General features: G+C 52.5%; 24 protein-coding genes, 1 other RNA gene and 1 other annotated feature. Of the genes, 11 read left to right on the top strand and 14 right to left on the bottom strand.

Annotation, left to right across the window (positions count from 1 at the left end; genetic code table 11):
• Positions 1-4: 4 nt before the first annotated feature.
• From htpG to IV04_RS14030, 6 genes are all read right to left on the bottom strand, one after another.
• Positions 5-1,870, bottom strand: coding sequence for a molecular chaperone HtpG (gene htpG / locus IV04_RS14055; protein ID WP_037394549.1), 1,866 nt, complete (start codon positions 1,868-1,870; stop codon positions 5-7).
• Positions 1,871-2,011: 141 nt separating this feature from the next.
• The gene (gene recR, locus IV04_RS14050) at positions 2,012-2,617 is read right to left on the bottom strand and encodes a recombination mediator RecR (protein ID WP_037394551.1); all 606 of its coding nucleotides are present in this window, start codon (positions 2,615-2,617) and stop codon (positions 2,012-2,014) included.
• Positions 2,617-2,946, bottom strand: coding sequence for a YbaB/EbfC family nucleoid-associated protein (locus IV04_RS14045; protein ID WP_037394553.1), 330 nt, complete (start codon positions 2,944-2,946; stop codon positions 2,617-2,619). Before IV04_RS14045 ends, recR begins: the two co-directional genes overlap by 1 nt.
• Positions 2,947-2,986: 40 nt before the next feature.
• Complete coding sequence (dnaX, locus tag IV04_RS14040) at positions 2,987-4,942, bottom strand: DNA polymerase III subunit gamma/tau (protein ID WP_037394554.1); 1,956 nt, start codon at positions 4,940-4,942, stop codon at positions 2,987-2,989.
• Positions 3,590-3,654, bottom strand: a sequence feature (DnaX frameshifting element). It overlaps the preceding gene by 65 nt.
• A gap of 97 nt (positions 4,943-5,039) precedes the next feature.
• Positions 5,040-5,591 carry an adenine phosphoribosyltransferase gene (gene apt / locus IV04_RS14035; protein ID WP_037394557.1) on the bottom strand — a complete coding sequence of 184 codons (552 nt, stop codon included), beginning with the start codon at positions 5,589-5,591 and terminating at the stop codon, positions 5,040-5,042.
• A gap of 160 nt (positions 5,592-5,751) precedes the next feature.
• Complete coding sequence (locus IV04_RS14030) at positions 5,752-6,132, bottom strand: DUF454 family protein (RefSeq protein ID WP_037394560.1); 381 nt, start codon at positions 6,130-6,132, stop codon at positions 5,752-5,754.
• 143 nt (positions 6,133-6,275) lie between these two features.
• On the opposite strand from IV04_RS14030, the gene priC reads away from it, so the two are divergent.
• Entirely contained in the window at positions 6,276-6,812 is a 537-nt protein-coding gene (gene priC, locus IV04_RS14025; RefSeq protein WP_037394563.1) for a primosomal replication protein PriC, read from the top strand.
• 104 nt (positions 6,813-6,916) lie between these two features.
• Positions 6,917-7,102: a pleiotropic regulatory protein RsmS gene (gene rsmS / locus IV04_RS14020; protein WP_037394567.1), complete on the top strand. Its 186-nt coding sequence runs from the start codon at positions 6,917-6,919 to the stop codon at positions 7,100-7,102.
• Between the two features lie 73 nt (positions 7,103-7,175).
• Here the strand turns inward: rsmS and IV04_RS14015 are convergent, their stop codons facing one another.
• Together IV04_RS14015 and acrR are read right to left on the bottom strand one after the other, a co-directional pair.
• Positions 7,176-7,529, bottom strand: a complete 354-nt coding sequence (locus IV04_RS14015) for a DsrE/DsrF/TusD sulfur relay family protein (protein WP_037394570.1) — start codon at positions 7,527-7,529, stop codon at positions 7,176-7,178.
• An 11-nt stretch (positions 7,530-7,540) separates the two neighbouring features.
• Complete coding sequence (gene acrR, locus IV04_RS14010) at positions 7,541-8,206, bottom strand: multidrug efflux transporter transcriptional repressor AcrR (RefSeq protein ID WP_037394573.1); 666 nt, start codon at positions 8,204-8,206, stop codon at positions 7,541-7,543.
• 142 nt (positions 8,207-8,348) lie between these two features.
• On the opposite strand from acrR, the gene IV04_RS14005 reads away from it, so the two are divergent.
• From IV04_RS14005 to IV04_RS13985, 6 genes are all read left to right on the top strand, one after another.
• Positions 8,349-9,539, top strand: coding sequence for an efflux RND transporter periplasmic adaptor subunit (locus IV04_RS14005; protein ID WP_037394576.1), 1,191 nt, complete (start codon positions 8,349-8,351; stop codon positions 9,537-9,539).
• Between the two features lie 18 nt (positions 9,540-9,557).
• Entirely contained in the window at positions 9,558-12,704 is a 3,147-nt protein-coding gene (gene acrB / locus IV04_RS14000; RefSeq protein WP_037394579.1) for a multidrug efflux RND transporter permease subunit AcrB, read from the top strand.
• Positions 12,705-12,882: 178 nt separating this feature from the next.
• The gene (locus IV04_RS13995; RefSeq protein ID WP_037394580.1) at positions 12,883-13,143 is read left to right on the top strand and encodes a type B 50S ribosomal protein L31; all 261 of its coding nucleotides are present in this window, start codon (positions 12,883-12,885) and stop codon (positions 13,141-13,143) included.
• Between the two features lie 8 nt (positions 13,144-13,151).
• Positions 13,152-13,292, top strand: coding sequence for a type B 50S ribosomal protein L36 (gene ykgO / locus IV04_RS25270; RefSeq protein WP_072010890.1), 141 nt, complete (start codon positions 13,152-13,154; stop codon positions 13,290-13,292).
• 743 nt (positions 13,293-14,035) lie between these two features.
• Positions 14,036-14,404: an Hha toxicity modulator TomB gene (gene tomB, locus IV04_RS13990; RefSeq protein WP_037394581.1), complete on the top strand. Its 369-nt coding sequence runs from the start codon at positions 14,036-14,038 to the stop codon at positions 14,402-14,404.
• Between the two features lie 48 nt (positions 14,405-14,452).
• Positions 14,453-14,656, top strand: coding sequence for an HHA domain-containing protein (locus IV04_RS13985; RefSeq protein ID WP_037394583.1), 204 nt, complete (start codon positions 14,453-14,455; stop codon positions 14,654-14,656).
• Positions 14,657-15,197: 541 nt separating this feature from the next.
• Here the strand turns inward: IV04_RS13985 and ffs are convergent.
• Positions 15,198-15,294, bottom strand: an RNA gene (gene ffs / locus IV04_RS25265) — signal recognition particle sRNA small type.
• A gap of 156 nt (positions 15,295-15,450) precedes the next feature.
• Here ffs and IV04_RS13980 point away from each other — a divergent pair.
• A complete protein-coding gene (locus tag IV04_RS13980; protein WP_037394584.1) occupies positions 15,451-15,765 on the top strand; it encodes an MGMT family protein in 315 nt (104 codons plus the stop codon).
• 79 nt (positions 15,766-15,844) lie between these two features.
• Positions 15,845-16,708, top strand: a complete 864-nt coding sequence (gene tesB / locus IV04_RS13975; RefSeq protein ID WP_037394586.1) for an acyl-CoA thioesterase II — start codon at positions 15,845-15,847, stop codon at positions 16,706-16,708.
• Positions 16,709-16,767: 59 nt separating this feature from the next.
• Here tesB and amtB read toward each other — a convergent pair whose 3' ends face one another.
• From amtB to IV04_RS13950, 5 genes are all read right to left on the bottom strand, one after another.
• Positions 16,768-18,054 (bottom strand): ammonium transporter AmtB, encoded by a 1,287-nt coding sequence (gene amtB, locus IV04_RS13970; RefSeq protein ID WP_037394588.1) that lies wholly within the window; start codon positions 18,052-18,054, stop codon positions 16,768-16,770.
• A gap of 36 nt (positions 18,055-18,090) precedes the next feature.
• Positions 18,091-18,429: a P-II family nitrogen regulator gene (glnK, locus tag IV04_RS13965; protein WP_037394591.1), complete on the bottom strand. Its 339-nt coding sequence runs from the start codon at positions 18,427-18,429 to the stop codon at positions 18,091-18,093.
• A gap of 236 nt (positions 18,430-18,665) precedes the next feature.
• The gene (locus IV04_RS13960; protein WP_037394593.1) at positions 18,666-20,450 is read right to left on the bottom strand and encodes a SmdB family multidrug efflux ABC transporter permease/ATP-binding protein; all 1,785 of its coding nucleotides are present in this window, start codon (positions 20,448-20,450) and stop codon (positions 18,666-18,668) included.
• A complete protein-coding gene (locus IV04_RS13955) occupies positions 20,443-22,218 on the bottom strand; it encodes a SmdA family multidrug ABC transporter permease/ATP-binding protein (RefSeq protein ID WP_037394596.1) in 1,776 nt (591 codons plus the stop codon). The genes IV04_RS13960 and IV04_RS13955 overlap by 8 nt, the downstream gene beginning before the upstream one ends.
• A 6-nt stretch (positions 22,219-22,224) precedes the next feature.
• Complete coding sequence (locus IV04_RS13950) at positions 22,225-22,686, bottom strand: Lrp/AsnC family transcriptional regulator (RefSeq protein ID WP_037394599.1); 462 nt, start codon at positions 22,684-22,686, stop codon at positions 22,225-22,227.
• 121 nt (positions 22,687-22,807) lie between these two features.
• Here IV04_RS13950 and IV04_RS13945 point away from each other — a divergent pair, with 121 nt between their 5' ends.
• On the top strand, positions 22,808-23,848 hold the full coding sequence (locus IV04_RS13945; RefSeq protein ID WP_037394948.1) for a PLP-dependent cysteine synthase family protein: 1,041 nt from the start codon (positions 22,808-22,810) through the stop codon (positions 23,846-23,848).
• The last annotated feature ends 11 nt before the right edge of the window (positions 23,849-23,859 follow it).

Below are 23,859 nucleotides of genomic sequence, written 5' to 3'. Positions count from 1 at the left end.
TCTATTACGCAGACAGTAACTTATTCATCCGGCGGATAAACTGGTTTGGATCTTCCAGCGTACCGCGCTCTGCCAACAGAGCCTGATCCAACAGCAGATCGATCCATTCGGCAAATTGTTCGTTATCGCCCACGTCAGAGGCGCGTTTAACCAACGCATGCTCCGGGTTCAGCTCAAAAATATACTTCACTTCTGGCGCTGCCTGGCCCGCAGCGGCAAACAGCTTCGCCATCTGGGTGGTCATTTCATCGGCATCGGTGGTGACAATCGCCGGAGTATCAGTTAAACGGTGCGTCAGGCGCACGTCTTTCACCCGCTCACCCAGCAGCGTTTTCACCCGCTCGATAAATGGCTCAAGCTGTTTCTCGGCTTCTTTCTGCTCTTCGGTTTCATCCGCCAGTTTATCCAGCGCTTCATCCGCTTTGCTGACCGACTGGAACACCTTGCCATCAAACTCGGTCAGGTAGCTCATCATCCATTCGTCAATGCGATCGGAGAGCAGCAGCACTTCAATGCCTTTCTTGCGGAACAGTTCCAGATGCGGGCTGCTCTTGGCGGCGGCGTAGCTGTCGGCAGTGATGTAGTAGATTTTGTCCTGGCCTTCGCTCATGCGGCCAACATACTCTTCCAGCGCAACGGTCTGCGCCGAGCTGTCGTTATGCGTAGAAGCAAAGCGCAGCAGTTTGGCAACCGCTTCCTTGTTGCTGTGATCTTCCGCCGGGCCCTCTTTCAGCACCAGGCCGAACTGCTGCCAGAATTTCTGGTAGCTTTCTGCGTCGTCTTTCGCCAGCTTGTCCAGCATCTGCAATACGCGCTTGGTTAACGCGCCACGCAGGTTTTGCGTGATGCGGTTATCCTGCAGAATTTCACGGGAAACGTTCAGCGGCAGATCGTTGGAATCGATCAGGCCGCGCACAAAACGCAGGTAATTCGGCATAAACTGTTCGGCGTCGTCCATGATGAACACGCGCTGCACGTACAGCTTCAAACCATGTTTGTGATCACGGTTCCACATGTCCCACGGCGCTTGCGCCGGGATATACAGCAGGCTGGTGTATTCCTGCTTGCCTTCCACACGGTTGTGGCTCCAGCTCAGCGGTTCAGTGAAGTCATGGGAAATGTGTTTGTAGAACTCTTTGTACTCTTCGTCGGTGACGTCTGATTTGCTGCGAGTCCACAGGGCTTGCGCCTTGTTGATTTTCTCCCAGGTCACCGTATCGTCTTCTTCATTCTTGGTTTCGATCTCTACCGGCAACGCAATGTGATCGGAGTATTTGCCGATCACCGAACGCAAACGCCAGGCATCAAGATATTCATCTTCGCCTTCGCGCAGGTGCAAGGTAATTTCGGTGCCGCGATCTTCTTTAGTGATGTCCGCGATGGTGTAATCGCCTTCACCGGCAGATTCCCAGAACACGCCAGCATCAGCCGCCGTACCCGCCGCGCGGGTGCGCACGGTCACTTTATCTGCCACGATAAACGCGGAATAGAAACCAACGCCAAACTGACCAATCAGCTGGCTGTCTTTCGCCTGATCGGAACCAATCGACTCCAGGAACGCCTTGGTGCCAGATTTAGCAATGGTGCCCAGGTTTTCGATCACCTCTTCACGGTTCATACCAATGCCGTTGTCAGTAATCGTCAGGGTACGTTTGTCTTTGTCGAAAGAGAGGCGCACGCGTAGCTCGCCATCACCTTCATACAGCTCAGGAGCTGAAAGCGCACGGAAGCGCAGTTTGTCAGCAGCATCGGATGCGTTGGAAATCAGCTCACGCAGAAAAATTTCTTTATTGGAGTACAGCGAATGAATCATCAAATGAAGCAGTTGTTTTACTTCAGACTGGAACCCACGGGTTTCTTGACCTTTCATACTCATTGATTACCTCAAAGACAGTAGTGAGCAAAGCGAACAATGCAGGTTAAGTGGGGTCAAGGTTGAGATTTTTCAAGCGAATGGAGAGGAATTTTTACCAAGCGATGACGGGGCAGTGGCCTGCCCCGCAGAAAGGCATCAGAACTTGATCACGTTGCGACCGGCCAAAGAGTGCGACAGCGTGGTGCCATCAACCATCTCCAGTTCACCGCCCACCGGCACACCGTGAGCGATGCGGCTGGCCAGAATGCCATACTGGCCGCACATTTCAGCAATGTAGTTGGCCGTCGCATCCCCTTCCACCGTCGGGTTGGTGGCCAGGATCACTTCGGTAATGGTTTCCTTTTCCAGCCGTTGCTCCAGCCGATCCAGGCCGATATCACCAGGCCCGATACCGTCGAGCGGCGACAGATGGCCCATCAGCACAAAGTAGCGCCCGGCAAACTGCCCGGTCTGCTCAATGGCGTGGATATCTGCCGGGCTTTCTACCACGCAGATCTGGCCGTTTTGCTGACGACGCGGATTATTGCAGATGGTGCAGGTGTCCTGTTCGGTAAAAGTGCGGCAATCGGCACAATGGCCAATCTCCGACATCGCACGGGTCAACGCCTGTGCCAGGCGCATCCCACCGCTGCGATCGCGCTGCAACAGCTGAAACGCCATGCGCTGCGCCGACTTCGGGCCAACGCCCGGCAGGCAGCGCAATGCTTCCATCAAGGATTCAAGCAGCGGACTGGTTTGCATCAGAACGGCATCTTAAAGCCAGGCGGCAGTTGCATACCGTTAGAAACCGATGCCATCTTCTCTTTCTGGGTTTCTTCAATGCGGCGCGCCGCGTCGTTGAACGCCGCAGCGATCAGATCTTCCAGCATCTCTTTATCATCTTCCATCAGGCTTTGATCGATCTCCACCCGGCGGCAGTTATGCGCCCCGTTAATGGTCACTTTCACCAGGCCTGCACCAGATTCGCCCGTCACTTCCAATTTGGCGACTTCTTCCTGCATCTGCTGCATTTTTTCCTGCATTTGCTGGGCTTGCTTCATCAAGTTACCCAGACCGCCTTTACCAAACATAGTCGTCTCTCATAGCATTGGCCGCGCACGGTGCGCCGCGTTAAATAGGGCGGATACTGTCTTCATCCAGATCCGCGTCGAAAAATCGGCGCAGCGTCTGGATATTGGTATCCGCAACGATGGACTGGCGAGCCTGCGCCAGCTTTTCTTCATATATGGCTTGCCGCCACTCCAGCGGAGTCCGCTCCACCGGATTATCGTCTTCCACAACGATGAGTTCAACCGGGTTGCCATACAGCTCGCCGAGTGCATCAGCCAGCGTCTTCTGCGCCGAAGGCGAATTCAGATGACGCTGCGAAGAACGTAAGTGGAGACAAATTCTGCCTGGTTCTGGCACTTCTTTAAAGGCGTTCAACGCCAGTTGCTGGACCAGTTTCGGTATTTGCAGCCGATCAATTTCTGCCGCCCAGGGATCACGCGCAATGGCCTCAACCACCAGCTTAGCAGACAGCTCGGGCGTTTTTTCATGCTCCAGCGCCGTGCGTAAAGCTTTTGGTGTGGTTAATGGCTCAGGAGCAGCTTCCGGTTCGGTCTGCGCACGCCAGCGATAGGCCTCTGGCTTGGCGGGCTTTTCCGCCACGACCTTTTCCGCCTGACGCTTCTGGCTACGCTCAGTCACGGAAGCTAACCGCTCCAGCGCTGAGTTTGCCGACCGCGCTGTTCCAGGCGCAGCCGGCTCATTCTTTTTTGGTGTGGATGCCCCCTGTTGCCGCAGCAACTGGGTTCGCGCTTTCAGCAGTTGCGCGGTAGCATCGGGTAAACTCGCTGGTTGATGATTCTGTGGTGGCGCCGCCTGCCCCAAAGGGGGCGGGGCGTCTTGAAATTGTGGTTGCAGCGCCGGGCTCTGCGGCTGCGCACTCGGTGCTGCTGGAGCCGGCTGCAGCATGGCGACCGGTTCAGGGATCACAGCTTTAGGGTGAAATGCCAGCGCACGCAGCAGGGTCATCTCCACGCCCATACGGCGATCCGGCGCATAAGCCAGCTCTTTACGCCCGACCAACAGAGTTTGGTAATAAAGCTGCAGTTCTGCCGGTGGCAAGGTCCGCGCCAACTCGCGCAAACGTTGTTCAATCGCGGCATAGTGATTATCCAGCGCCGCAGGCAACAGCTGAATCATCGCAATGCGGTGCAACAGTGCCAGCGTTTCCACCAGCAGGTTTTCCCAATCGACACCGCGTGAAGCCGCCTGAGCCACCTGAGCCATCACCTTTTCGCCATCGGCACCCACCAAGGCTTCAAGAATCGCCAGTGGCTGTTCGTCATCTAGCGTGCCAAGCATTTGGCTGACGGTGGCGGTGGTCACCTGGCCTTGCCCCATGGCAATGGCCTGATCGGTCAGGCTGAGGGCATCGCGCATACTGCCATCGGCAGCTCGTGCCAACAACTGCAACGCTCGGGCGTCACTGGTAATCTGCTCCGCCTGCAGGATGGTTTCCAGTTGAGTGCGGATCTGTTCAACGTCTAATGCTTTGAGATGAAATTGCAGGCAGCGCGAAAGGATTGTCACCGGCAGTTTCTGCGGATCGGTGGTTGCCAGCAGGAATTTGACGTGCGAAGGCGGCTCTTCCAGCGTTTTCAGCAACGCATTGAAGCTGTGGCGCGAGAGCATATGCACTTCATCGATCAGGTAAACTTTGAACCGGCCACGAGCAGGCGCATATTGCACGTTATCCAGCAGATCGCGGGTGTCTTCCACCTTGGTTCTGGATGCCGCATCGATCTCGATCAGATCGACAAACCGCCCCTGTTCGATCTCGCGACAGTTATCACATTGGCCGCAAGGCGTGGCAGTAATACCGGTTTCACAGTTCAGGCCTTTAGCCAACAGGCGGGCAATCGACGTTTTACCCACGCCACGCGTGCCCGAAAACAGATAGGCGTGATGGATGCGCCCCAAAGAGAGGCCGTTAGCCAGCGCCGTCAGGACATGTTCCTGTCCGACAACATCTGCAAACGTTTGAGGGCGCCACTTACGGGCTAGAACCTGATAGCTCATTGATACCGGAGAAGTCGAGTGGTCTGGAGGGCCATGCTAACACAGCCCCGCGGCGTTCCGCGAGGCCGTTATGGTCATGCCGAACGGCTGCGATGGATCAGTGCCCGGCAAAGTCGACCAGGCTGTAGCAATCGATGCCCAAGCCATTCAGGCGCGTTTCACCACCGAGATCCGGCAGGTTGATAATAAACGCCGCGTCGGTTACTGCACCACCTAACCGGCGGATCAGTTTAACCGTGGCTTCGATGGTGCCACCGGTTGCCAGCAGATCGTCCACCATCAGCACTTTGTCATCTGCAGTAATCGCATCGCTGTGAATTTCCAGCCGATCGGTGCCATATTCCAGCTCATAGCTTTCGCACAGAGTTGCACGCGGTAATTTACCCGGCTTGCGCACCGGCACAAACCCAACCCCTAACGCCAGCGCCACCGGGGCTCCAAACAGAAAACCACGCGCCTCAGTCCCCACCACTTTGGTAAAGCCTGCCTCGCGGTAACGCTCAACCAGCAGTTCGATGCTGGCAGCATAAGCCAGCGGGTTTTCCAACAGGCTGGTCACATCACGAAACAGAATGCCCGGCTTCGGATAGTCGGGGATGGTTTTGATACTGTCTTTAATAAACTGAAGCTGCTGTGCAGTCGCGGTCATAGTTATTGCCTGATAAAACTACCTGATAACTTCCACACAGGCCCCTCAGACCCTGGCCAGGCGGTGGCCTTGAGCGAGAATAATCAGAGGGAAGAAACCTGCGCACGAAAACGCCCAAATCTATGCAAAATGCGTGATAAATGCAACTGACGCAGCACAATCAGCGCGTTTTTTGTTGCTCCCGATCAATAACCGGCATCCGCAACATAAAGGCCAAAAGAATGGCCAGAATCACCAACAAAACGCCCCTGGCCCACCAGACTTTCACCAGCCAGAGCGAAACCGCAAACGTCACTATAATCAGCAGCAGCGCTTTCCATTTGGCTCCCGCTGGCAATGCACGATGTTGTTGCCAATGGCGTAAATAGGAACCAAACCATGAACGATATAGCAGCCAATGATGAAAACGTGGCGACGAACGGGCAAAGCACCACGCGGCTAATAGCAGAAATGGCGTGGTCGGCAGCAACGGCAACACCACGCCCAGCGTTGCCAACACTACGGCCAGCCAACCTAATGACATTATTAACCAACGCGTCATGCCTTTCCTTTTATCTTCATGAGGGCCTGCCTAGGATATTATCGCCAGCTTTTGTTCTGCCAGCCAGTTCCCCACGCCCTGCTTGTTTCAAATGCCGTTCACGGGCAAGCTTAACGACAAATTGTTTCCTCAAAGGACATCATGTGAGTACGCAGCGCTTGCTACAAGCCCTTGAACAGCAGATCGCCACGTTAGCCAGCGAAGTGCAACCCCGTAGCGATGAAGCAATCCCACAGGCACGCTTTGACGCCACGCTATTTTCCAACCACGGTACGCGCCTGCGTGATTATCTGGCAGAGGTTCGCAAGAATTTTGCTCAGTTACAGAACGCGGTAAAAGATAACCGAACCGCTCACGTCGCGTTTCTGGCGGAAAAACTGATTGCCCAGATCACCGCATTGCAGCGTGAGATCGCAACTCTGGGGATCAGGCGAGAAAATCAGTCAAAAGAAGGGGTTGCCGTCGATTTGTATCATAAACTGGCCGAACACCAGGATTATGAGCGCCGCTTGATTGCGATGATAGAGGATCGTGAAAACCTGTTGGGGCAGCAAACCACTTTTGCGGCGCAGAAAAAGCTTCAGCAAGAATTGGCGGCATTGGAAGGTCGCTTGATGCGTTGTCGGCAAGCATTAGCGCGCATTGAGCGTAATATTGAACGAAAAGAAAACGGTTTTTGAATAGTTATCACATTATTTGAATGATTATTCCCTGACCGACGTGATGTTCACTATACTCACCAAAACGATCTACCCGATACTCATTCACTCAACACGTTGGACCTATGTCTATAGAAAATGCTTCTCCAGAACTGCAACTGGCGGTAGATCTGATTTACCTGCTGGAGTGTAACGAAATCGATCCGGCAACGGCGCTGGCAGCATTGGACATCGTCAAAAGGGATTATCAGGAAAAAGTTCAGCGTGCGAGCGTTATGTCGCACTATCAGACCACCAGCCAACAATCATAGCGGGCCGCGCAGCCGGTCACTGCCTTTATTCCCAGCTTATGCCCGCTTTATTGCCAAATCGATTAAAGAAAAGTCAGAAGGTCAGCACCTTTTCAGCCGCTAACGTCCACTGGGCCAGTTCAACCAGCGTACCAATTTCAACGCCATCGGCCAGCTTCAGTTGGCTGATGCCTCGGGCGTCGGTGCAGGTTTTACACAATTTTACCGTGACCTGCTGTGCCGTCAGGATCTCCAGCATCTGCTGCAGGTGATACCCCTCACGTGGCTGCTGCCCGGCGAGCCCAGCAACGACAGCGTCAGACATCAGAAACAGCCTGAGATTAAGGCCAGGTTGCTGTTCTTTCAGGCTAATCGCCAAGCGCAGCGCATTGAACAATGATTCCTGACCGTAAGCCGCACCATTGGCAATCAGTAAAACAGATGACATAAAACTCTCCTTTATAAAGGGGGGCACTCTGCCTGCTCGTGCGGTTGCGTGCGCAAGCTCGGGCTGAGTTGCACCATATCGATGAAGGCATCAACCAATACGCTCGCTTCGGCTTTCAGATCAAAGCTTTCCGGCATAAATAGCCAGTTCTCCATCAACCCCGTAACGTAGGCATGTAATATGATAGCGGCACGACGCGTGTGGAGATCGGCAGGCAGTTGGCCATGATTCATCCCGTTACGCAGCACGCTTTCGATACGCTCATAACCCTCGAGATAAAGTATTTTGCGGGCATCATGAAACGGCATCATTTCACCGACAAACTCGCACTTGTGAAAAACGATCTCCATCAGATCGCGACGGCGGCTATCAATTACCGTCGCTGTCAGAATGTAAATCAGGATTTCCCTTAAAATACGCAGTGGATTATCAGGATACTTTGCCTGATACTCTACCTCCAGGTCGCCTATTTTCGACTCTGACAATTCACAGACCTCGCTGAACAGGTCTACCTTGTTTTTGAAATGCCAGTAAATTGCTCCACGTGTAACCCCCGCAGCGGTAGCAATATCTGTTAGTGACGTTGCTGAAACGCCACGCTCAGAGAATTCTCTCACAGCAGCGTCAAGGATCTGCTGCCGTGTTTCTAGCGCCTGCTGTTTGGTTTTTCGTGCCATGACATTGCTTTTTAGGGGAAGTGTGATTTACATACATTCGCGAATGTATGTACCATAGCACGCACATAAGATTAACGCAGCAATGGGTTTTAAAGCTTGTGATCCATTGATCATTTTGAAATCGGACACTTGAGGTTTTTCTATGAACAAAAACAGAGGGTTAACGCCTCTGGCGGCGGTTCTGATGCTTTCAGGCAGCTTAGTGCTTACAGGATGTAACGACACAGAAACCCAGCAACAAGGTGCCCAACATCCCGCTCCTACCGTGGGTGTCGTGACGCTAAAAGCTGAACCTCTTAACATTACTACCGACCTGCCTGGCCGCACTGCAGCATACCGCATCGCCGAAGTTCGCCCTCAGGTGAATGGTATTATCCTGAAGCGTAACTTCACCGAAGGCAGCGATATCAAGGCGGGGGTTTCACTGTATCAAATCGACCCAGCTCCTTATCAAGCCGCTTATGACAGCGCCAAAGGTGAGTTGGCAAAAGCTCAGGCCGCTGCAGAAATCGCCCGCCTGACCGTTGCTCGCTACAAACCGTTACTGGGTACCAACTACGTCAGTAAGCAGGATTATGACACTGCCGTTTCAACACAGATGCAAACCAATGCCGCCGTTGTGGCTGCCAAGGCTGCGGTAGAAGCTGCACGTATCAATCTGGCTTACACCAAAGTGACTTCACCCATCTCTGGCCGTACCGGGATCTCTACCGTCACCGAGGGTGCGCTGGTTTCCAGCGGTCAAGCCGTTGCCATGACCACCGTGCAACAGCTTGATCCGATGTACGTGGATGTGACTCAGTCCAGCAATGATTTTCTGCGCCTGAAACAGGAACTGGCTGATGGCACCCTGCAGCAGGAGAACGGCAAAGCCAAGGTGAAACTGCTGCTGGAAAACGGGCAGGAATATGCGCATGAAGGTACGTTGGAGTTTTCTGACGTCACGGTCGATCAAACCACCGGCTCTATCACTATCCGCGCGATCTTCCCTAATCCAAAGGATGCGCTGTTGCCAGGCATGTTCGTTCGTGCCCGTCTGGATGAAGGCGTCCGCAGCGAAGCCTTACTGGTTCCACAGCAAGGCATAACGCGCAACCCACGCGGTGAAGCAACGGCCTTGGTAGTTGGCGCTGACGATAAGGTAGAGTTGCGTACGCTGACCGCCACGCAGGCCATCGGCGATAAATGGCTTGTGACCGCTGGCCTGAAAGCTGGCGACCGTGTGATTGTCACTGGCTTGCAGAAGATCAGACCAGGTGCTCAGGTGAAAGCGCAAGAGGCTGACAGCCAGGCACCTGCTCAGACTCAGCCTGAATCCGCGAAGAAGTCATAAAAAAGGAGCCGGTAATACATGGCTAAGTTCTTTATAGATCGCCCCATTTTCGCATGGGTCATTGCCATCATTATTATGCTGGCAGGCATCTTGTCGATAATGAAGCTGCCTATTGCGCAATATCCCACTATTGCCCCACCGGCAGTGACGATTTCCGCTAACTACCCGGGTGCTGATGCCAAAACGGTGCAGGATACCGTAACGCAGGTTATCGAACAGAATATGAACGGTATCGATGGCCTGCTGTACATGTCCTCCAGCAGTGATTCGTCTGGTAACGTTCAGATCACGCTGACGTTCAACTCAGGCACCGATCCGGATATCGCGCAGGTACAGGTGCAGAACAAACTGCAACTGGCGATGCCACTGTTGCCGCAGGAAGTGCAGCAACAGGGCGTCAGCGTGGAGAAATCGAGCAGCAGCTTCCTGATGGTTGCCGGTTTTATTTCTGAAGACGGCAGCATGACGCAGGAAGACATCGCGGACTACGTGGGTTCCAATATCAAGGATCCTATCAGCCGTACCTCTGGTGTCGGTACCGTTCAGCTATTCGGCTCCCAATATGCGATGCGTATCTGGCTGGATCCGAACAAGTTGAACAACTTCCAGTTGACGCCGGGAGATGTGATTACTGCAATCAGAGTGCAGAACAACCAGATCGCCGCAGGCCAGCTTGGTGGGACTCCCCCGGTTAAAGGCCAGCAGTTAAATGCCTCGATCATCGCACAGACTCGCCTGACCTCACCAGAAGAATTCAGCAAAATAATGCTGAAGGTCAACAATGATGGCTCACAGGTACGCTTGCGCGACGTTGCCAAAGTTGAATTGGGCGGTGAAAGCTACAACGTGATCGCTCGCTTCAACGGCAAACCGGCTTCCGGTATTGGTATCAAACTGGCGACCGGTGCCAACGCGTTGAATACGGCAGCCGCTGTGAAGGCAGAATTGGCCAAACTCGAGCCGTTCTTCCCGTCCAGCCTGAAAGTGGTTTACCCCTATGACACCACTCCCTTCGTTAAAATCTCGATTAACGAAGTGGTGAAAACGCTGATTGAAGCGATCATTCTGGTGTTCATGGTGATGTATCTGTTCCTGCAGAACTTCCGCGCCACCTTGATCCCGACGATCGCCGTGCCGGTGGTTTTATTGGGAACGTTCGCGATTCTGGCTACCTTTGGCTATTCGATTAACACCTTGACGATGTTTGGCATGGTGCTGGCGATCGGCCTACTGGTGGATGACGCCATCGTGGTGGTGGAAAACGTCGAACGTGTGATGGCGGAAGAAGGTTTACCACCGAAAGAAGCCACCCGAAAATCCATGGATCAGATCCAGGGTGCGCTGGTGGGGATCGCTCTGGTGCTGTCGGCGGTATTTGTCCCCATGGCCTTCTTCGGCGGCTCAACCGGTGCCATCTACCGTCAGTTCTCAATCACCATTGTTTCTGCCATGGTGCTGTCAGTGCTGGTAGCCTTGATTCTGACACCTGCGCTGTGTGCCACGATGCTCAAACCCATCGAGAAAGGCAGTCATGGCGTCACTACCGGGTTCTTCGGCTGGTTTAACCGTCTGTTTGAAAAGAGTACTCACCATTACACCGACAGCGTAGCGAATATTCTGCGCAGCACTGGCCGTTATCTGGTGATTTACCTGCTGATCGTGGTCGGTATGGGCCTGCTGTTCCTGCGTCTGCCTTCTTCGTTCCTGCCGGAAGAAGACCAGGGCATGCTGTTAACCATGGTGCAAATGCCAGCGGGCGCAACGCAAGAACGTACCCAAAAAGTCCTGGATGAAGTCAACCATTACTTCCTGACCAAGGAGAAAGACAACGTTAACTCGGTGTTTACCGTTAACGGTTTCGGCTTCAGCGGCCAAGGGCAGAACACCGGCCTGGCTTTCGTCAGCCTGAAAGACTGGTCTGAACGTAGCGGCGAGCAAAACAAAGTGCCAGCTATCGTAGGCCGGGCCATGGGGGCATTTTCACAAATCAAGGATGGTTTGGTATTCGCCTTTAACCTGCCAGCGATTGTTGAACTGGGTACCGCAACCGGTTTTGACTTCCAGTTGATCGACCAGGGTAACCTGGGGCATGAAAAATTGACCCAGGCACGCAACCAACTGTTAGGCATGGTGGCACAACACCCTGACTTACTGGTCGGTGTACGCCCTAACGGCCTGGAGGATACCCCGCAGTTCAAACTGGAGATCGACCAGGAGAAAGCTTTAGCACTGGGCGTTTCCCTGAGCGATATCAATACCACCTTAAGCTCAGCGTTGGGTGGAGCTTACGTCAACGATTTCATCGATCGTGGGCGTGTGAAGAAAGTTTATCTGCAGTCCGCAGCTCCGTTCCGTATGTTGCCGGGTGATATTGATAACTGGTATGTACGTGGCAGTTCCGGCCAGATGGTGCCTTTCTCTGCGTTTTCTAGTGCGCGATGGGAGTTTGGTTCACCTCGTCTGGAACGTTATAACGGATTGCCATCCATGGAAATCCTCGGTCAGGCCGCTCCTGGCAGAAGTACCGGTGAAGCCATGAACATGATGGAAGAGTTGGCGTCCAAACTGCCAAGCGGCGTGGGTTATGACTGGACCGGTATGTCCTATCAGGAACGTCTGTCCGGCAACCAGGCTCCGTCACTGTATGCCATCTCGTTGATCGTGGTGTTCTTGTGTCTGGCGGCTCTGTACGAAAGCTGGTCGATTCCATTCTCGGTGATGCTGGTGGTGCCATTAGGGGTAGTCGGCGCTCTGTTAGCAGCAACCATGCGAGGGTTGGAAAACGACGTTTACTTCCAGGTGGGCCTGTTGACCACCATTGGGCTGTCGGCAAAGAACGCAATATTGATTGTGGAATTTGCCAAAGACCTGATGGAAAAAGAAGGTAAAGGTCTGATCGAGGGCACACTGGAAGCAGTACGCATGCGTCTGCGCCCCATCCTGATGACATCTCTGGCCTTTATCCTCGGGGTACTGCCGCTGGTTATCAGTAGCGGTGCGGGCTCTGGCGCACAGAATGCCGTAGGTACGGGTGTTATGGGTGGGATGATTGCTGCTACTGTCTTGGCGATCTTCTTTGTACCAGTGTTCTTCGTGGTGGTTCGCCGCCGCTTCGGTAGAAAGGCTGAAGACATCGAGCACAGTCATCAGGTTGAACATCACTGATACCGTTCTGTATCATAAAACCAAGGCCGCACTCTGATGCGGCCTTTTTCTTTTACCTACCATGCGATAACTACCAATCCCCCTCCTTAGATAACCTGTGATCGCATTTTCCCCTTGCTCTGTTTCTCACTGCGATTTATATTTATTGATACGTTATAACATATCAATAAAGGCGTTTATGCAAACAGGCATCCATCCAAACTATCGCACCGTGGTATTCCACGATCTCAGCGCAGATACCTATTTCAAAATAGGTTCGACCATTAAAACCGAGCGTACGATCGAGCTTGACGGCCAACACTGGCCCTATGTCACGCTCGATATCTCTTCAGCTTCGCATCCGTACTATACCGGCAAGCAAAAAGAGTTCTCAAAAGAAGGCAGCACCGCCCGCTTCCAGCAACGCTTTGGCAGCTTCCTGGCCAGAAAAAAATCATAGGGATCATTATGCAAGTTCTGAGTTCATTACGTTCGGCAAAACGCCGCCATCCAGATTGTAAAGTGGTACGTCGCCATGGCCGTATCTACGTGATCTGTAAATCCAACCCCCGATTCAAAGCAGTACAAGGGCGCAAGAAAAAACGTTAACGCCTGAAGCCTCGTTGCGGTTCAACGGGGCTTTCATATCCCCAGCGACACCTTCTCGCAGTAGCGACAATAATCTAAGAAACTTCCTCCCAACTTGTCACACCACTAATTAATCAAATTTAGGGTATACATAAGCATGAGCGGATGGTAAAAACCTATTCTCTGAAAAATTTGCCCAACAATGGGCAAAAAAGGAGTAAGATAGGAAGGTTGGTGGTGGAAAATTCAGGTATACCTGCTGCACAGAGCCTTGTTTTGTCGTTTAAGCGTAAGCACACCTTCTGTAAATACTTAAAGAATGATTATTAATAAGTAATCCTGGTTGAGATCAATGCCAAGCAGTAAGACAAACGCCTACTGAAAGAAAACAACTGGCCGAGTAAACCATTAGAGACATTTTAGATGAACCTTTTAACAGACAATAGCATTCAATAGGTTACTATAGGCGGCAGTTGATTTTTAGCACAATCCCAGACGACGGTGCTTATGAATACATTAGTGATTCCTATACATTTGTCACGATGGAAACTTGCAGGGTATTTGGCGTAATCAGTAACTTGCTACATCAGTTACCAATGAATTGTAAGTTTGAGTAATAGCGACAGGCTAGATGGCAAAAAATGATTTATATTAATTATAAGGATAGTTTATTTAGCCATGGTTAAGCAGCTATCGTCTACAATGTAAATCAATGTACTCACAGAGTGTTATCAACACCGAAATTAAGACTTACGGGGGATGATATGGATGAGTATTCGCCTAAAAGGCATGATATTGCGCAACTCAAATTCTTGTGTGAAAATTTGTCTGACGAAGGTATGCTCACCTTGGGTGACAGCAACCATGGGTGGGTAAACGATCCAACCTCCTCCGTCAATTTGCAGCTTAATGAGTTGATTGAACATATTGCTTCGTTTGTAATGAGCTTTAGAATTAAATACATGGACGAAAGTGATTTGTCAGAGTTAGTCGAAGAGTATCTCGATGATACCTACACGCTATTTAGCAGCTATGGTATTAATGACTCCGACTTGCGCCGTTGGCAAAAAACCAAGGCGCGATTATTCAGAATGTTCTCTGGAGAGGGCGTCTGTACGACGATGAAAAATTAGGGGATACTTATCCCCAGACAACTATGGTTAAAAAGATTAAAGGTTACCATGACGAAAACTGACTATCTGATGCGTCTGCGTAAATGCACTACGATTGACACTCTTGAACGCGTTATAGAAAAAAACAAGTATGAACTTTCTAACGATGAACTGGAATTGTTCTACTCAGCGGCAGATCATCGCCTTGCTGAACTGACCATGAACAAACTGTACGATAAAATCCCAGTTGCCGTCTGGAAATTTGTAAGATAATCAAAGAATCACTGCGTTGAGCCGATATTATTATCGGCTTCGCTCGCCGTTTTGATTAAGTCTTTAGCTTAAAAGTATAGGCTTTTGCTGTGCCGTAAGCAGGCTTTTTGAATTAACCGTAAACGTTTTTTCAATTAAGCATGTCCGGTATGTTTACGCTGCGCATTAACGCTACAGCGGCGTTAAGTAGTGGTTACAGCAAATGAATGGCGGTTAAATTTCCACCACCCAAATGAGTCATTATGTTACTGTGGTGAAAATAATGGTCACTAATTGCAAACAAACCAAGACCGATGCAATTTCAAGCTGACAAATCTGACGGTACACCATTAAATCATAGGTATAATTATCTACTGATGTTTCTGCCTTTAAGCACGATAATCTCTTAGCAAGCAATCCAATGCCATCTGTATGGTTTACGTTCAAAATAATTGCAGACTAAAAGTAGTCAGTATCGAACGGCGACAAACAATGATTCCATCACGCAGATAGAATAAGAGTGGTCAGCATTAGGGGGAATTAGGGGCTGAATTGGTGGGGACCCTGCCAGCTACATCCCGGCACACACGTCGTCTGCTACGGCTGCTTCCTTCCGGACCTGACCGAGTTCACAAATTAGTGTTGCGGGAGAACCAACAGGGCCCCCATTGACGGCTTCATTGACTGACGAAGCGACGGGCATTATCGGTGATGGTTACCTAAATAGCAAGCCAACCCAGGTCAACCGCTGTTTTCTTACCCACCCAGGCTGTGGCACACTTCTCTTCACTGATTTATGCAGTAGGAAGAAAAACATGCCTCTAGAAGACGCGACATTTCGTCAACGTGTATTTCACGTCATTGCCGCTATCCCTTACGGCAAGGTAACAACTTACGGTGACGTCGCTCGGCTGGCAGGTTCATCGCGCGCCGCGCGCCAGGTAGGCGGGGTTCTGAAAAAGTTGCCAGAAGGCAGTACCTTACCCTGGCATCGCGTCATCAATCGCCACGGCCAGATTTCGCTGCGTGGCGAGGATCACACCAGGCAAAAAGAAGCGCTGCTCGCAGAAGGCATTATATTCACCGAGCAAGGTGGCATCGATCTACGAATTTATAGTTGGAGCTGGTAAAAAGCATTTATATTGCCGTTTTATCGTAAAATTCCACACATTCACTGAGCACTATGATGATGAAAAGGGTTACTACTTTATGAGTCAGGCATTACAAAACCTCCTCAACCTGCTGAATTTGGAAAAAATTGAAGAAGGTTTGTATCGTGGGCAAAGCGAAGATCTGGGATTACGCCAGGTATTTGGCGGCCAAGTCGTTGGCCAAGCGCTGTATGCCGCCAAGCAGACTGCACCTGAAGAGCGCAGCATCCACTCCTTTCACAGCTATTTCCTCCGCCCCGGCGACAGTAGTCAACCGATTGTTTATGAAGTTGAAAACCTGCGCGATGGCAATAGTTTCAGTGCCCGCCGCGTCAGCGCTATTCAACATGGTAAGCCGATCTTCTACATGACCGCATCGTTCCAAACTCAGGAGCAAGGGTTTGAGCACCAAAACACGATGCCTGATGTGCCACCGCCAGAAGGGCTGATGTCAGAATCGGAAATCGCTCAAAAGCTATCACACATGCTGCCAGAAAAGGTGCGGGAAAAGTTTATCGGCCAAAAACCGATTGAGATGCGCCCGGTAAAATTTCACAACCCGATGAAAGGAAGTGTTGAGGAACCCTATCGACACGTGTGGTTCCGTTCTAACGGCACCATGCCAGATGATTTACGCATCCATCAATACCTGTTGGGTTATGCGTCAGATTTCAACTTCCTGCCAACGGCATTGCAGCCGCACGGCGTTGGGTTTCTTGAACCAGGCATGCAGGTAGCCACTATCGATCACTCTATGTGGTTCCATCGCCCATTCCGCCTGGATGACTGGTTACTGTACGTGGTAGAAAGCTCTTCAGCTTCTGGTGCCCGTGGTTTTGTGCGCGGCCAGTTTTACACCCGCACAGGGGTGTTGGTTGCCACCACGGTGCAGGAAGGCGTTATCCGTCAGCGCGACGCATAACAGAGAAGGGCGATGTCGCCATCGCCCTTCTGCATCATTACCGTTACCCATTCAGCCTATTACTGGTTGTAGGCATTCTCGCCGTGGCTGTTGACGTCCAGACCTTCACGTTCCTGCTCTTCCGGAACACGCAGCCCAACCACCATATCCGCCACCTTGAAGGCAATAAACGCCGCCACGCTTGACCACACCAGAGTAATCACCACGCTCAGCAACTGGATCCAGACCTGATGCGCCATAGTGACACCAGCAGCGTAGCCCGCACCACCAAGCGAAGAGGCGGTGAACACCCCGGTCAACAGACAACCCACGATACCGCACACGCCGTGAACGCCAAACACATCACAAGTGTCGTCCACTTTCAGCCATTTCTTCAGGCTGACCACACCCCACAGGCCAGCAATACCGCCTACCAGGCCGATAATCAGCGCACCGCCCACACCAACAGTACCCGCTGCTGGGGTAATCGCCACCAGACCCGCGATACAACCGGAACAGGCACCCAGCAGAGAAGGTTTACCACGCAGAATCCACTCAGCAAAGGTCCAAGAGAGGATCGCGCCCGCCGTGGCTATCACCGTGTTCAAGAATGCCAAGGCAGCAACGCCGTTAGCCGCACTGGCAGAACCCGCATTGAAACCAAACCAGCCGATATACAGGATAGAAGCCCCGGTAAACACCATCGGCAGGTTATGTGGTTTAAACGCTTCTTTGCCAAAACCAGCACGCTTGCCCAGCAAGTAGGCACCAATCAAACCGGCACTGGCGGCGTTGATATGCACTACTGTGCCCCCGGCAAAATCCAGTGCTCCGTCGCTGGCTAACAGACCACCGCCCCAGACCATGTGCGCAATCGGCAGGTAAGAAAGGGTGAACCAGATGGCGGCAAAAATCACAACGGCAGAGAAACGAATACGTTCTGCAACGCCCCCAACCACCAGTGCCACGGTGATACAAGCAAACGAAGCCTGGAACGCCACGTGGATCAATTGGCTAAATGTGCCAGTTACACTGTCAATGCCAATCCCTTTCAGCATCACCGTCTGGAAGCCGCCAAAGAAAGCATTACCTTCGCTGAAGGCGAAACTGTAGCCATACAGCACCCACAGCACGCACACCAGAGCGAAGGTCACGGTCACCTGGGTCAGCATTGAGAGCACGTTTTTAGCCCGCAGCAAGCCCCCGTAAAACAGCGCGACGCCGGGTAAGGTCATAAACAAGACCAACGCGGTACAAATCATCATGAAGGCATTATCAGCTTTGTCTGCTACCGCCGGAGCGGCCAGGGCCAAAGAAGGAACCAGGGTTGCCGTACTCAGGCCCAACATGGATAAAAGTTTTTTCATTATCAACCATCCCCATTTACTTTACTGAGCCCGTGATTACAGTGCCGCTTCGTCTGTTTCGCCGGTACGAATGCGAATGACACGTTGCAATTCGGCAACGAAAATTTTGCCATCGCCAATTTTGCCGGTGTAAGCCGCTTTACTGATCACCTCAATCACTTCATCTAACTGGTCGTCGGCGATGGCAATATCGATTTTGACTTTAGGCAAGAAATTGACGCTGTATTCCGCTCCGCGATAGAGCTCTGCATGCCCTTTCTGGCGACCAAACCCTTTGACTTCAGTGACAGTCAAACCCTGAATACCAATAGAGGAGAGAGCTTCACGCACGTCCTCCAACTTGAATGGTTTAATCACCACGGTAACCAGCTTCATATTGCCTCTCCACGCATTAAGCCCAAAAACTCACTCGGTGTGATTTCTGTAAAGCAAAGGCTATGCCACAAATTATTTATTATTAAAACTCATGCCATTACGGATATTGAGTAAGACCTGCAGGTCAGTAAAAGGGAGGGAGCGAATCGCTGACGGAGGAATATGCACCATAATAGTGCAACACGCGTTGAAAAAGTGCATTGAGTGGTTAGACTCCCGCCTGCAGGCGGGAGAACTTATGCCGGTTGAATTTCTTCGCGCGTGGCAGCAGCCAGAGCCAGCTCTTCACCCGCCAGCTGCAATTGGTACATCTGGTAGTAACGGCCCTGTTGCGCCAACAACTGCTGGTGATTGCCTTGCTCCACCGCATGACCACGGTGCAACACCAGGATCGAATCAGCCTCGACGATAGTAGAAAGACGATGTGCAATCACCACCAGCGTGGTGTGCTCGCGGATCAGACGCAATGCACGCTGGATCGCCTGTTCCGTACCTGAATCAATATTTGCCGTCGCTTCGTCCAGAATTAGGATCTGCGGAACCTGCACCAACACGCGTGCCATTGCCAACAACTGTTTTTGACCAACGGACAGATTATTCCCCTGCTCGCCCAACCGCGTCTGAATCCCCTGCGGGAATGAGCGCACCAGTTCAGCCAGTTGTACCGCCTCCAGCGCCTGCCACACGGCCTCTTCACTGATGTTACGGCCTAAGGTGACGTTCGCCAGTACCGACTCGGCGACCACCACCGGATCCTGTTGCACCATGGCGATGCCCTGGCGCAAAGTACGGTGCGAAAGGCTGGGCAACGGACGCCCATCCACGCGTATTTCCCCGCTATTTACCGGGTAATACCCCATCAGCAGGTTAGCCAGTGTGCTCTTGCCGCTACCGGTATGCCCCACCAGCGCGACAAAACCCCGCGACGGTACGCTCAGCGAGATATGCTGTAATACCTTTTGATCATCACGATAGGCAAAGCTCAGATCGTCGATCTCAATGCAACCACTTGCCAAACGGTGCTCGTCCGCTCCATAGCTCTGCTGGCTACGGTCCATCAATTCAAAAATGCGCTCACCGGCCACCACCGCCTGTTGCAGGATCGATTGCTGCGAAGTCAACTCAATCAAGGGTTCATTCAAGCGGCCAAGATAGTTGATAAAGGCGTATAGCACACCCACGCCGATCACCCCTTCGCCGCTGAAACCAAACAGCATCAGCAGGCCACACAGCACCAAGGCAGAGAACAGGCTGAGCAGTGGCCGTAACAGAAAGCCATCCAAGCGCAGCGTCTGCATACGCGCGCTATAATGCGCACGGCTGGCAGCACTCATGCGTTCACCAAAACGTTTCTGCTGGCGGAACTGCTGGATGACTCCCATTCCGCTGATCACTTCATTGAAGCCGTCATTGATGTCCGCCAGATAGCTGCGTACCCGGCGCACAATCGGCGTGCTGTAATATTGATAGATCCACATCACCACCAACACCGCCGGGAAGATGCAGACCGCCACCAGTGCCATACGCCAATCCAGGCTGAACATCGCCACCAGCATCGCCCCGATCAACGCGGCGCTCTTCAGCACGGTGGCCACCACCATCACATACAGATCTTTAATCACTTCGGTATCGTTGGTGACTCGCGATATCAGTTGCCCGACCGGCTGGGTATCAAACGCGCTCAACGGTTGGCGCAGCGCTGCATCCATCACATCGGTACGCAAGCGCTGTACCACACCCACCGCAGCCCGATTAAACAGCAGTGCCTGGAAATACTGCAGCGCGGCAGCCAGCAATTCGAGCAGGATATACGCTACCGCCAGTCCACTGACAATCATCAGCGGCAACTGCCCTTTAGCGACATAGTTATCGATGAAATAGCCGATCAGGATTGGCCCGGCGACTTCTGCCGCTGCCGCGATCCACAGCATCACCACCGCTAACCCCAGCGGCTTACGATAAGGTGAACCGTAAGCCAACAAGCGTTTTAACGTCGGCCACATTTTTTGCATCTTACTCATCGGCCAGCGCCTCCTCAGCGGTTTCCGGGGCTTCATCCAGCGCCGCTTCCAACTGCTGGTAGCGATACATATCACGATACCAACCGGGTTGTGCCGCCAATAACGCGTGCTGCCCACGCTGAGCAACGGTGCCCTGTTGCAGCACCAGAATCTCACTGGCTTCGGTCAGTGCCGAAAGGCGGTGTGCACTAATAATCACCGTGCGATTTTGCCCCCAACTGCGTAAGTTATGCAGGATCTGATGTTCTGTGCGGCCATCCACCGCAGAAAGTGCATCGTCGAGGATCAGGATCTCCGCCTCCAGCAGCAGCGCTCGCGCAATGGAAATACGCTGTTTCTGGCCACCGGAAAGCATCACGCCGCGTTCGCCCACTTCGGTTTCATAACCCTGCGGCAAACGCAGAATATCTTCGTGCACGCTGGCCAAACGCGCAGCCTGCTCAATTTGCTCCTGCGTTGCACTGGGGTTACCGAGAGCAATGTTATTTGCCACGCTGTCGGAAAACAGGAACGGCGTTTGGCTGACCACCGACAGGCGTGAACGCCATTGATCAAGCTTGATCTCAGTGAGTGGCAAACCGTGGTAACTGATTTGCCCATCATCAATGTCAAACTGACGCTGAATCAGGGCCAACAGGGTCGATTTCCCGGCACCGGTCGGCCCACACAGGCCAAGCATTTGCCCTGGCTGCAATTGCAGCACCACCTCATGCAGCGCGGCCCGGCTGTTTTCCGGGTAGTGGAAAGCGTGAATCTCCACCGCCAGTGGACCACGCCCGGTAGGCAGTTCCAGTTCACCGTCTTTCACCGCCGGGGCTTCTGCCAGCAGACTGCGGATGCGGCTATAGGCCGCACTGCCACGCTCCACGATATTGAACATCCACGCCAACGCCAGCATCGGCCAGATCATCAGGCCGAGATACATCACAAAACTGGTGAGTTGGCCAAGCGTAAGTGAACCGTTAACCACCATCCAACTGCCGCCGCCGATCGCCAACAGGTTGGAGGCACCAATAGCGATATAAATAGTGGGATTGAAACGCGCATCAACGCGCGCCACGTGCATATTCTTTGCACCGGTTTGCGCCGCAACCTCGGCAAACTGATGGGATTGATGATCTTCCAGGCCAAAAGCTTTGATCATGCGAATGCTGGTCATACTTTCTTGCGCCTGATCGTTCAGGCTGGAGAACGCCGCCTGCGCCGCTTTAAAACGCTGATGCAGTTGATCGCCATAGTGCTTGATGGCAATCGCCATGATCGGCATCGGGATCAGCGAAAGCAGCGTCAGTTGCCAACTGATCTGCGTACTCATCACCAACAGCACCACCAGGCCCATGACCATCGAATCCACCAGCGTCAGCACGCCCTCACCGGCAGCAAACACCACGCGATCCACATCGTTGGTAGCCCGCGCCATCAGATCGCCGGTACGGTGACGCAGATAAAAAGCTGGATTCTGGCGGCTGAGCTGACGGTAAAAATTTTCCCGCAGTTCTACCGCCAGCTGATAGGACGCACCAAACAGCAGCACCCGCCACACATAGCGCAGCAGGTAAACCAAAACCGCAGTACCAAGCATCAGCCCCAGCCATGCCAACAGTTCGCGGGTAGCCATCTGTTGGCTGGTCACGCCATCCACAATGATCCCCACCAGCTTAGGTGGCAACAGTTGCAGCAGAGCAATGATGATCAGTAACAGTACCGCGCCAAGATAGCGACGCCATTCGCGGCGGAAATACCAGCCGATTTGAGCAAATAATCTCACGCAGTTTTACTCCGGTACAGGCAGCGCGGTGGTGTATTTAATTTTTTCCATGGCGAAACTGGAAGTCACATCGATTAACCCTGGAACACCGGTCACCAGGCGCTTATAGAAGTTGTCGTAACTTTTCATGTCGGCCACTTCGACCTGCATCAGGTAATCGTATTCACCCGCCATGCGGTAAAATGCCAGCACTTCAGGCATCTGTGCTGTCAGCTCTACAAATTTCTGATACCACTCGCTGCTGTGCTGCTGAGTTTTAATCAAAACAAACGCCGTCAACCCAAGCCCGAGCTTTTCATTATCCAGCAGCGCGACGCGTGCGCGAATGTAGCCTTCATCCTCCAGCCTTTTCAGCCGTTTCCAGCACGGGGTCGAGGTCAGGTTCACCGCATCCGCCAGAACCTGCAGCGATTGTGTACAGTCTTGTTGCAACATACACAGCAGTTTGCGGTCTGTTTTGTCTAACATAGCTCAATCCGGAGAAAAATTTTCTCCCATTAGGCGATTAAACAGTAAAAATGGCAATCCTTTTTTCTTGATGAAACGCTATGCTACACCATCAATAAGCCCCCTATTCTGAGACCTGATGATGACTAATGCTTGGGTAAAATATGCTATCGGTGAAATAGAAGCGGATTTTCAGCGCTCCGCCGACACGCACTTGATACGCCTGAATCTGCCGGAGTTCCCTGGCATCTGCCTTTATCTGAAAGATGAGAGCACGCATCCGACGGGCAGCCTGAAACACCGTCTGGCCCGTTCGTTGTTCCTTTACGGGCTGTGTAACGGTTGGATCAACGAAAACACCACCATTATTGAGGCCTCATCCGGCAGTACTGCGGTGTCAGAAGCCTATTTTGCTCGGTTGCTCGGCCTGCCGTTCATCGCCGTAATGCCTTCCTGTACCGCACGCCGCAAAGTGGAGCAGATCGCGTTCTACGGTGGGCGCAGCCATTTTGTCGATCATGCGGCACAGATTTATGCCGTTTCAGAAGAGTTGGCAAAAGAGTTGAACGGCCATTATATGGATCAGTTCACCTTCGCCGAGCGGGCCACCGACTGGCGCGGTAATAACAATATTGCCGACAGCATTTTCCGCCAGATGGCGCGTGAGCCTTACCCGATTCCTAAACATATCGTGATGAGCGCTGGCACTGGCGGCACCTCCGCCACGCTGGGGCGCTATATCCGTTATCAGGGGCACGATACTCAGCTCACCGTGGTCGATCCGGAAAACTCAGTGTTCTACGACTGTTTCCACCATGGCGATCGCACCATTATCGGCAGTTGTGGCAGCCGTATCGAAGGCATTGGCCGCCCACGTGCCGAGCCTTCGTTCATCCCTTCAGTGATCGATAGCATGTTACGCGTGCCGGATGCAGCCAGCGTAGCCACCATTCATTGGCTGGAAAAAGTGCTGGGCCGTAAGGTCGGTGCTTCGACCGGTACCAACGTTTGGGGTGCACTGCAACGGGCAAAACAGATGCGCGAAAAAGGCGAGCAGGGCTCGATCGTCACTTTGCTGTGTGACAGCGGGGAACGCTATCTGGATACTTACTACAATCCAGAATGGGTGAGCAATAATATTGGCGACCTGACGCCATATTCAGCACAGTTGGCACACCTTTAAACCAAGAAAAC

This window comes from Serratia sp. Ag1, from assembly GCF_000743355.1.
Lineage (GTDB): Bacteria > Pseudomonadota > Gammaproteobacteria > Enterobacterales > Enterobacteriaceae > Chania.
Note: the sequence above shows the minus strand (reverse complement) of the source record. Positions and strands in the feature narration are given on the sequence as shown.

Bases quoted from the DNA above. Each gene is read 5' to 3' on its own strand.
- htpG (WP_037394549.1), bottom strand. From the start codon at position 1,870: ATGAAAGGTCAAGAAACCCGTGGGTTCCAGTCTGAAGTAAAACAACTG.
- recR (WP_037394551.1), bottom strand. From the start codon at position 2,617: ATGCAAACCAGTCCGCTGCTTGAATCCTTGATGGAAGCATTGCGCTGC.
- IV04_RS14045 (WP_037394553.1), bottom strand. From the start codon at position 2,946: ATGTTTGGTAAAGGCGGTCTGGGTAACTTGATGAAGCAAGCCCAGCAA.
- dnaX (WP_037394554.1), bottom strand. From the start codon at position 4,942: ATGAGCTATCAGGTTCTAGCCCGTAAGTGGCGCCCTCAAACGTTTGCA.
- apt (WP_037394557.1), bottom strand. From the start codon at position 5,591: ATGACCGCGACTGCACAGCAGCTTCAGTTTATTAAAGACAGTATCAAA.
- IV04_RS14030 (WP_037394560.1), bottom strand. From the start codon at position 6,132: ATGACGCGTTGGTTAATAATGTCATTAGGTTGGCTGGCCGTAGTGTTG.
- rsmS (WP_037394567.1), top strand. From the start codon at position 6,917: ATGTCTATAGAAAATGCTTCTCCAGAACTGCAACTGGCGGTAGATCTG.
- IV04_RS14015 (WP_037394570.1), bottom strand. From the start codon at position 7,529: ATGTCATCTGTTTTACTGATTGCCAATGGTGCGGCTTACGGTCAGGAA.
- acrR (WP_037394573.1), bottom strand. From the start codon at position 8,206: ATGGCACGAAAAACCAAACAGCAGGCGCTAGAAACACGGCAGCAGATC.
- IV04_RS14005 (WP_037394576.1), top strand. From the start codon at position 8,349: ATGAACAAAAACAGAGGGTTAACGCCTCTGGCGGCGGTTCTGATGCTT.
- acrB (WP_037394579.1), top strand. From the start codon at position 9,558: ATGGCTAAGTTCTTTATAGATCGCCCCATTTTCGCATGGGTCATTGCC.
- IV04_RS13995 (WP_037394580.1), top strand. From the start codon at position 12,883: ATGCAAACAGGCATCCATCCAAACTATCGCACCGTGGTATTCCACGAT.
- ykgO (WP_072010890.1), top strand. From the start codon at position 13,152: ATGCAAGTTCTGAGTTCATTACGTTCGGCAAAACGCCGCCATCCAGAT.
- tomB (WP_037394581.1), top strand. From the start codon at position 14,036: ATGGATGAGTATTCGCCTAAAAGGCATGATATTGCGCAACTCAAATTC.
- IV04_RS13985 (WP_037394583.1), top strand. From the start codon at position 14,453: ATGACGAAAACTGACTATCTGATGCGTCTGCGTAAATGCACTACGATT.
- IV04_RS13980 (WP_037394584.1), top strand. From the start codon at position 15,451: ATGCCTCTAGAAGACGCGACATTTCGTCAACGTGTATTTCACGTCATT.
- tesB (WP_037394586.1), top strand. From the start codon at position 15,845: ATGAGTCAGGCATTACAAAACCTCCTCAACCTGCTGAATTTGGAAAAA.
- amtB (WP_037394588.1), bottom strand. From the start codon at position 18,054: ATGAAAAAACTTTTATCCATGTTGGGCCTGAGTACGGCAACCCTGGTT.
- glnK (WP_037394591.1), bottom strand. From the start codon at position 18,429: ATGAAGCTGGTTACCGTGGTGATTAAACCATTCAAGTTGGAGGACGTG.
- IV04_RS13960 (WP_037394593.1), bottom strand. From the start codon at position 20,450: ATGAGTAAGATGCAAAAAATGTGGCCGACGTTAAAACGCTTGTTGGCT.
- IV04_RS13950 (WP_037394599.1), bottom strand. From the start codon at position 22,686: ATGTTAGACAAAACAGACCGCAAACTGCTGTGTATGTTGCAACAAGAC.
- IV04_RS13945 (WP_037394948.1), top strand. From the start codon at position 22,808: ATGACTAATGCTTGGGTAAAATATGCTATCGGTGAAATAGAAGCGGAT.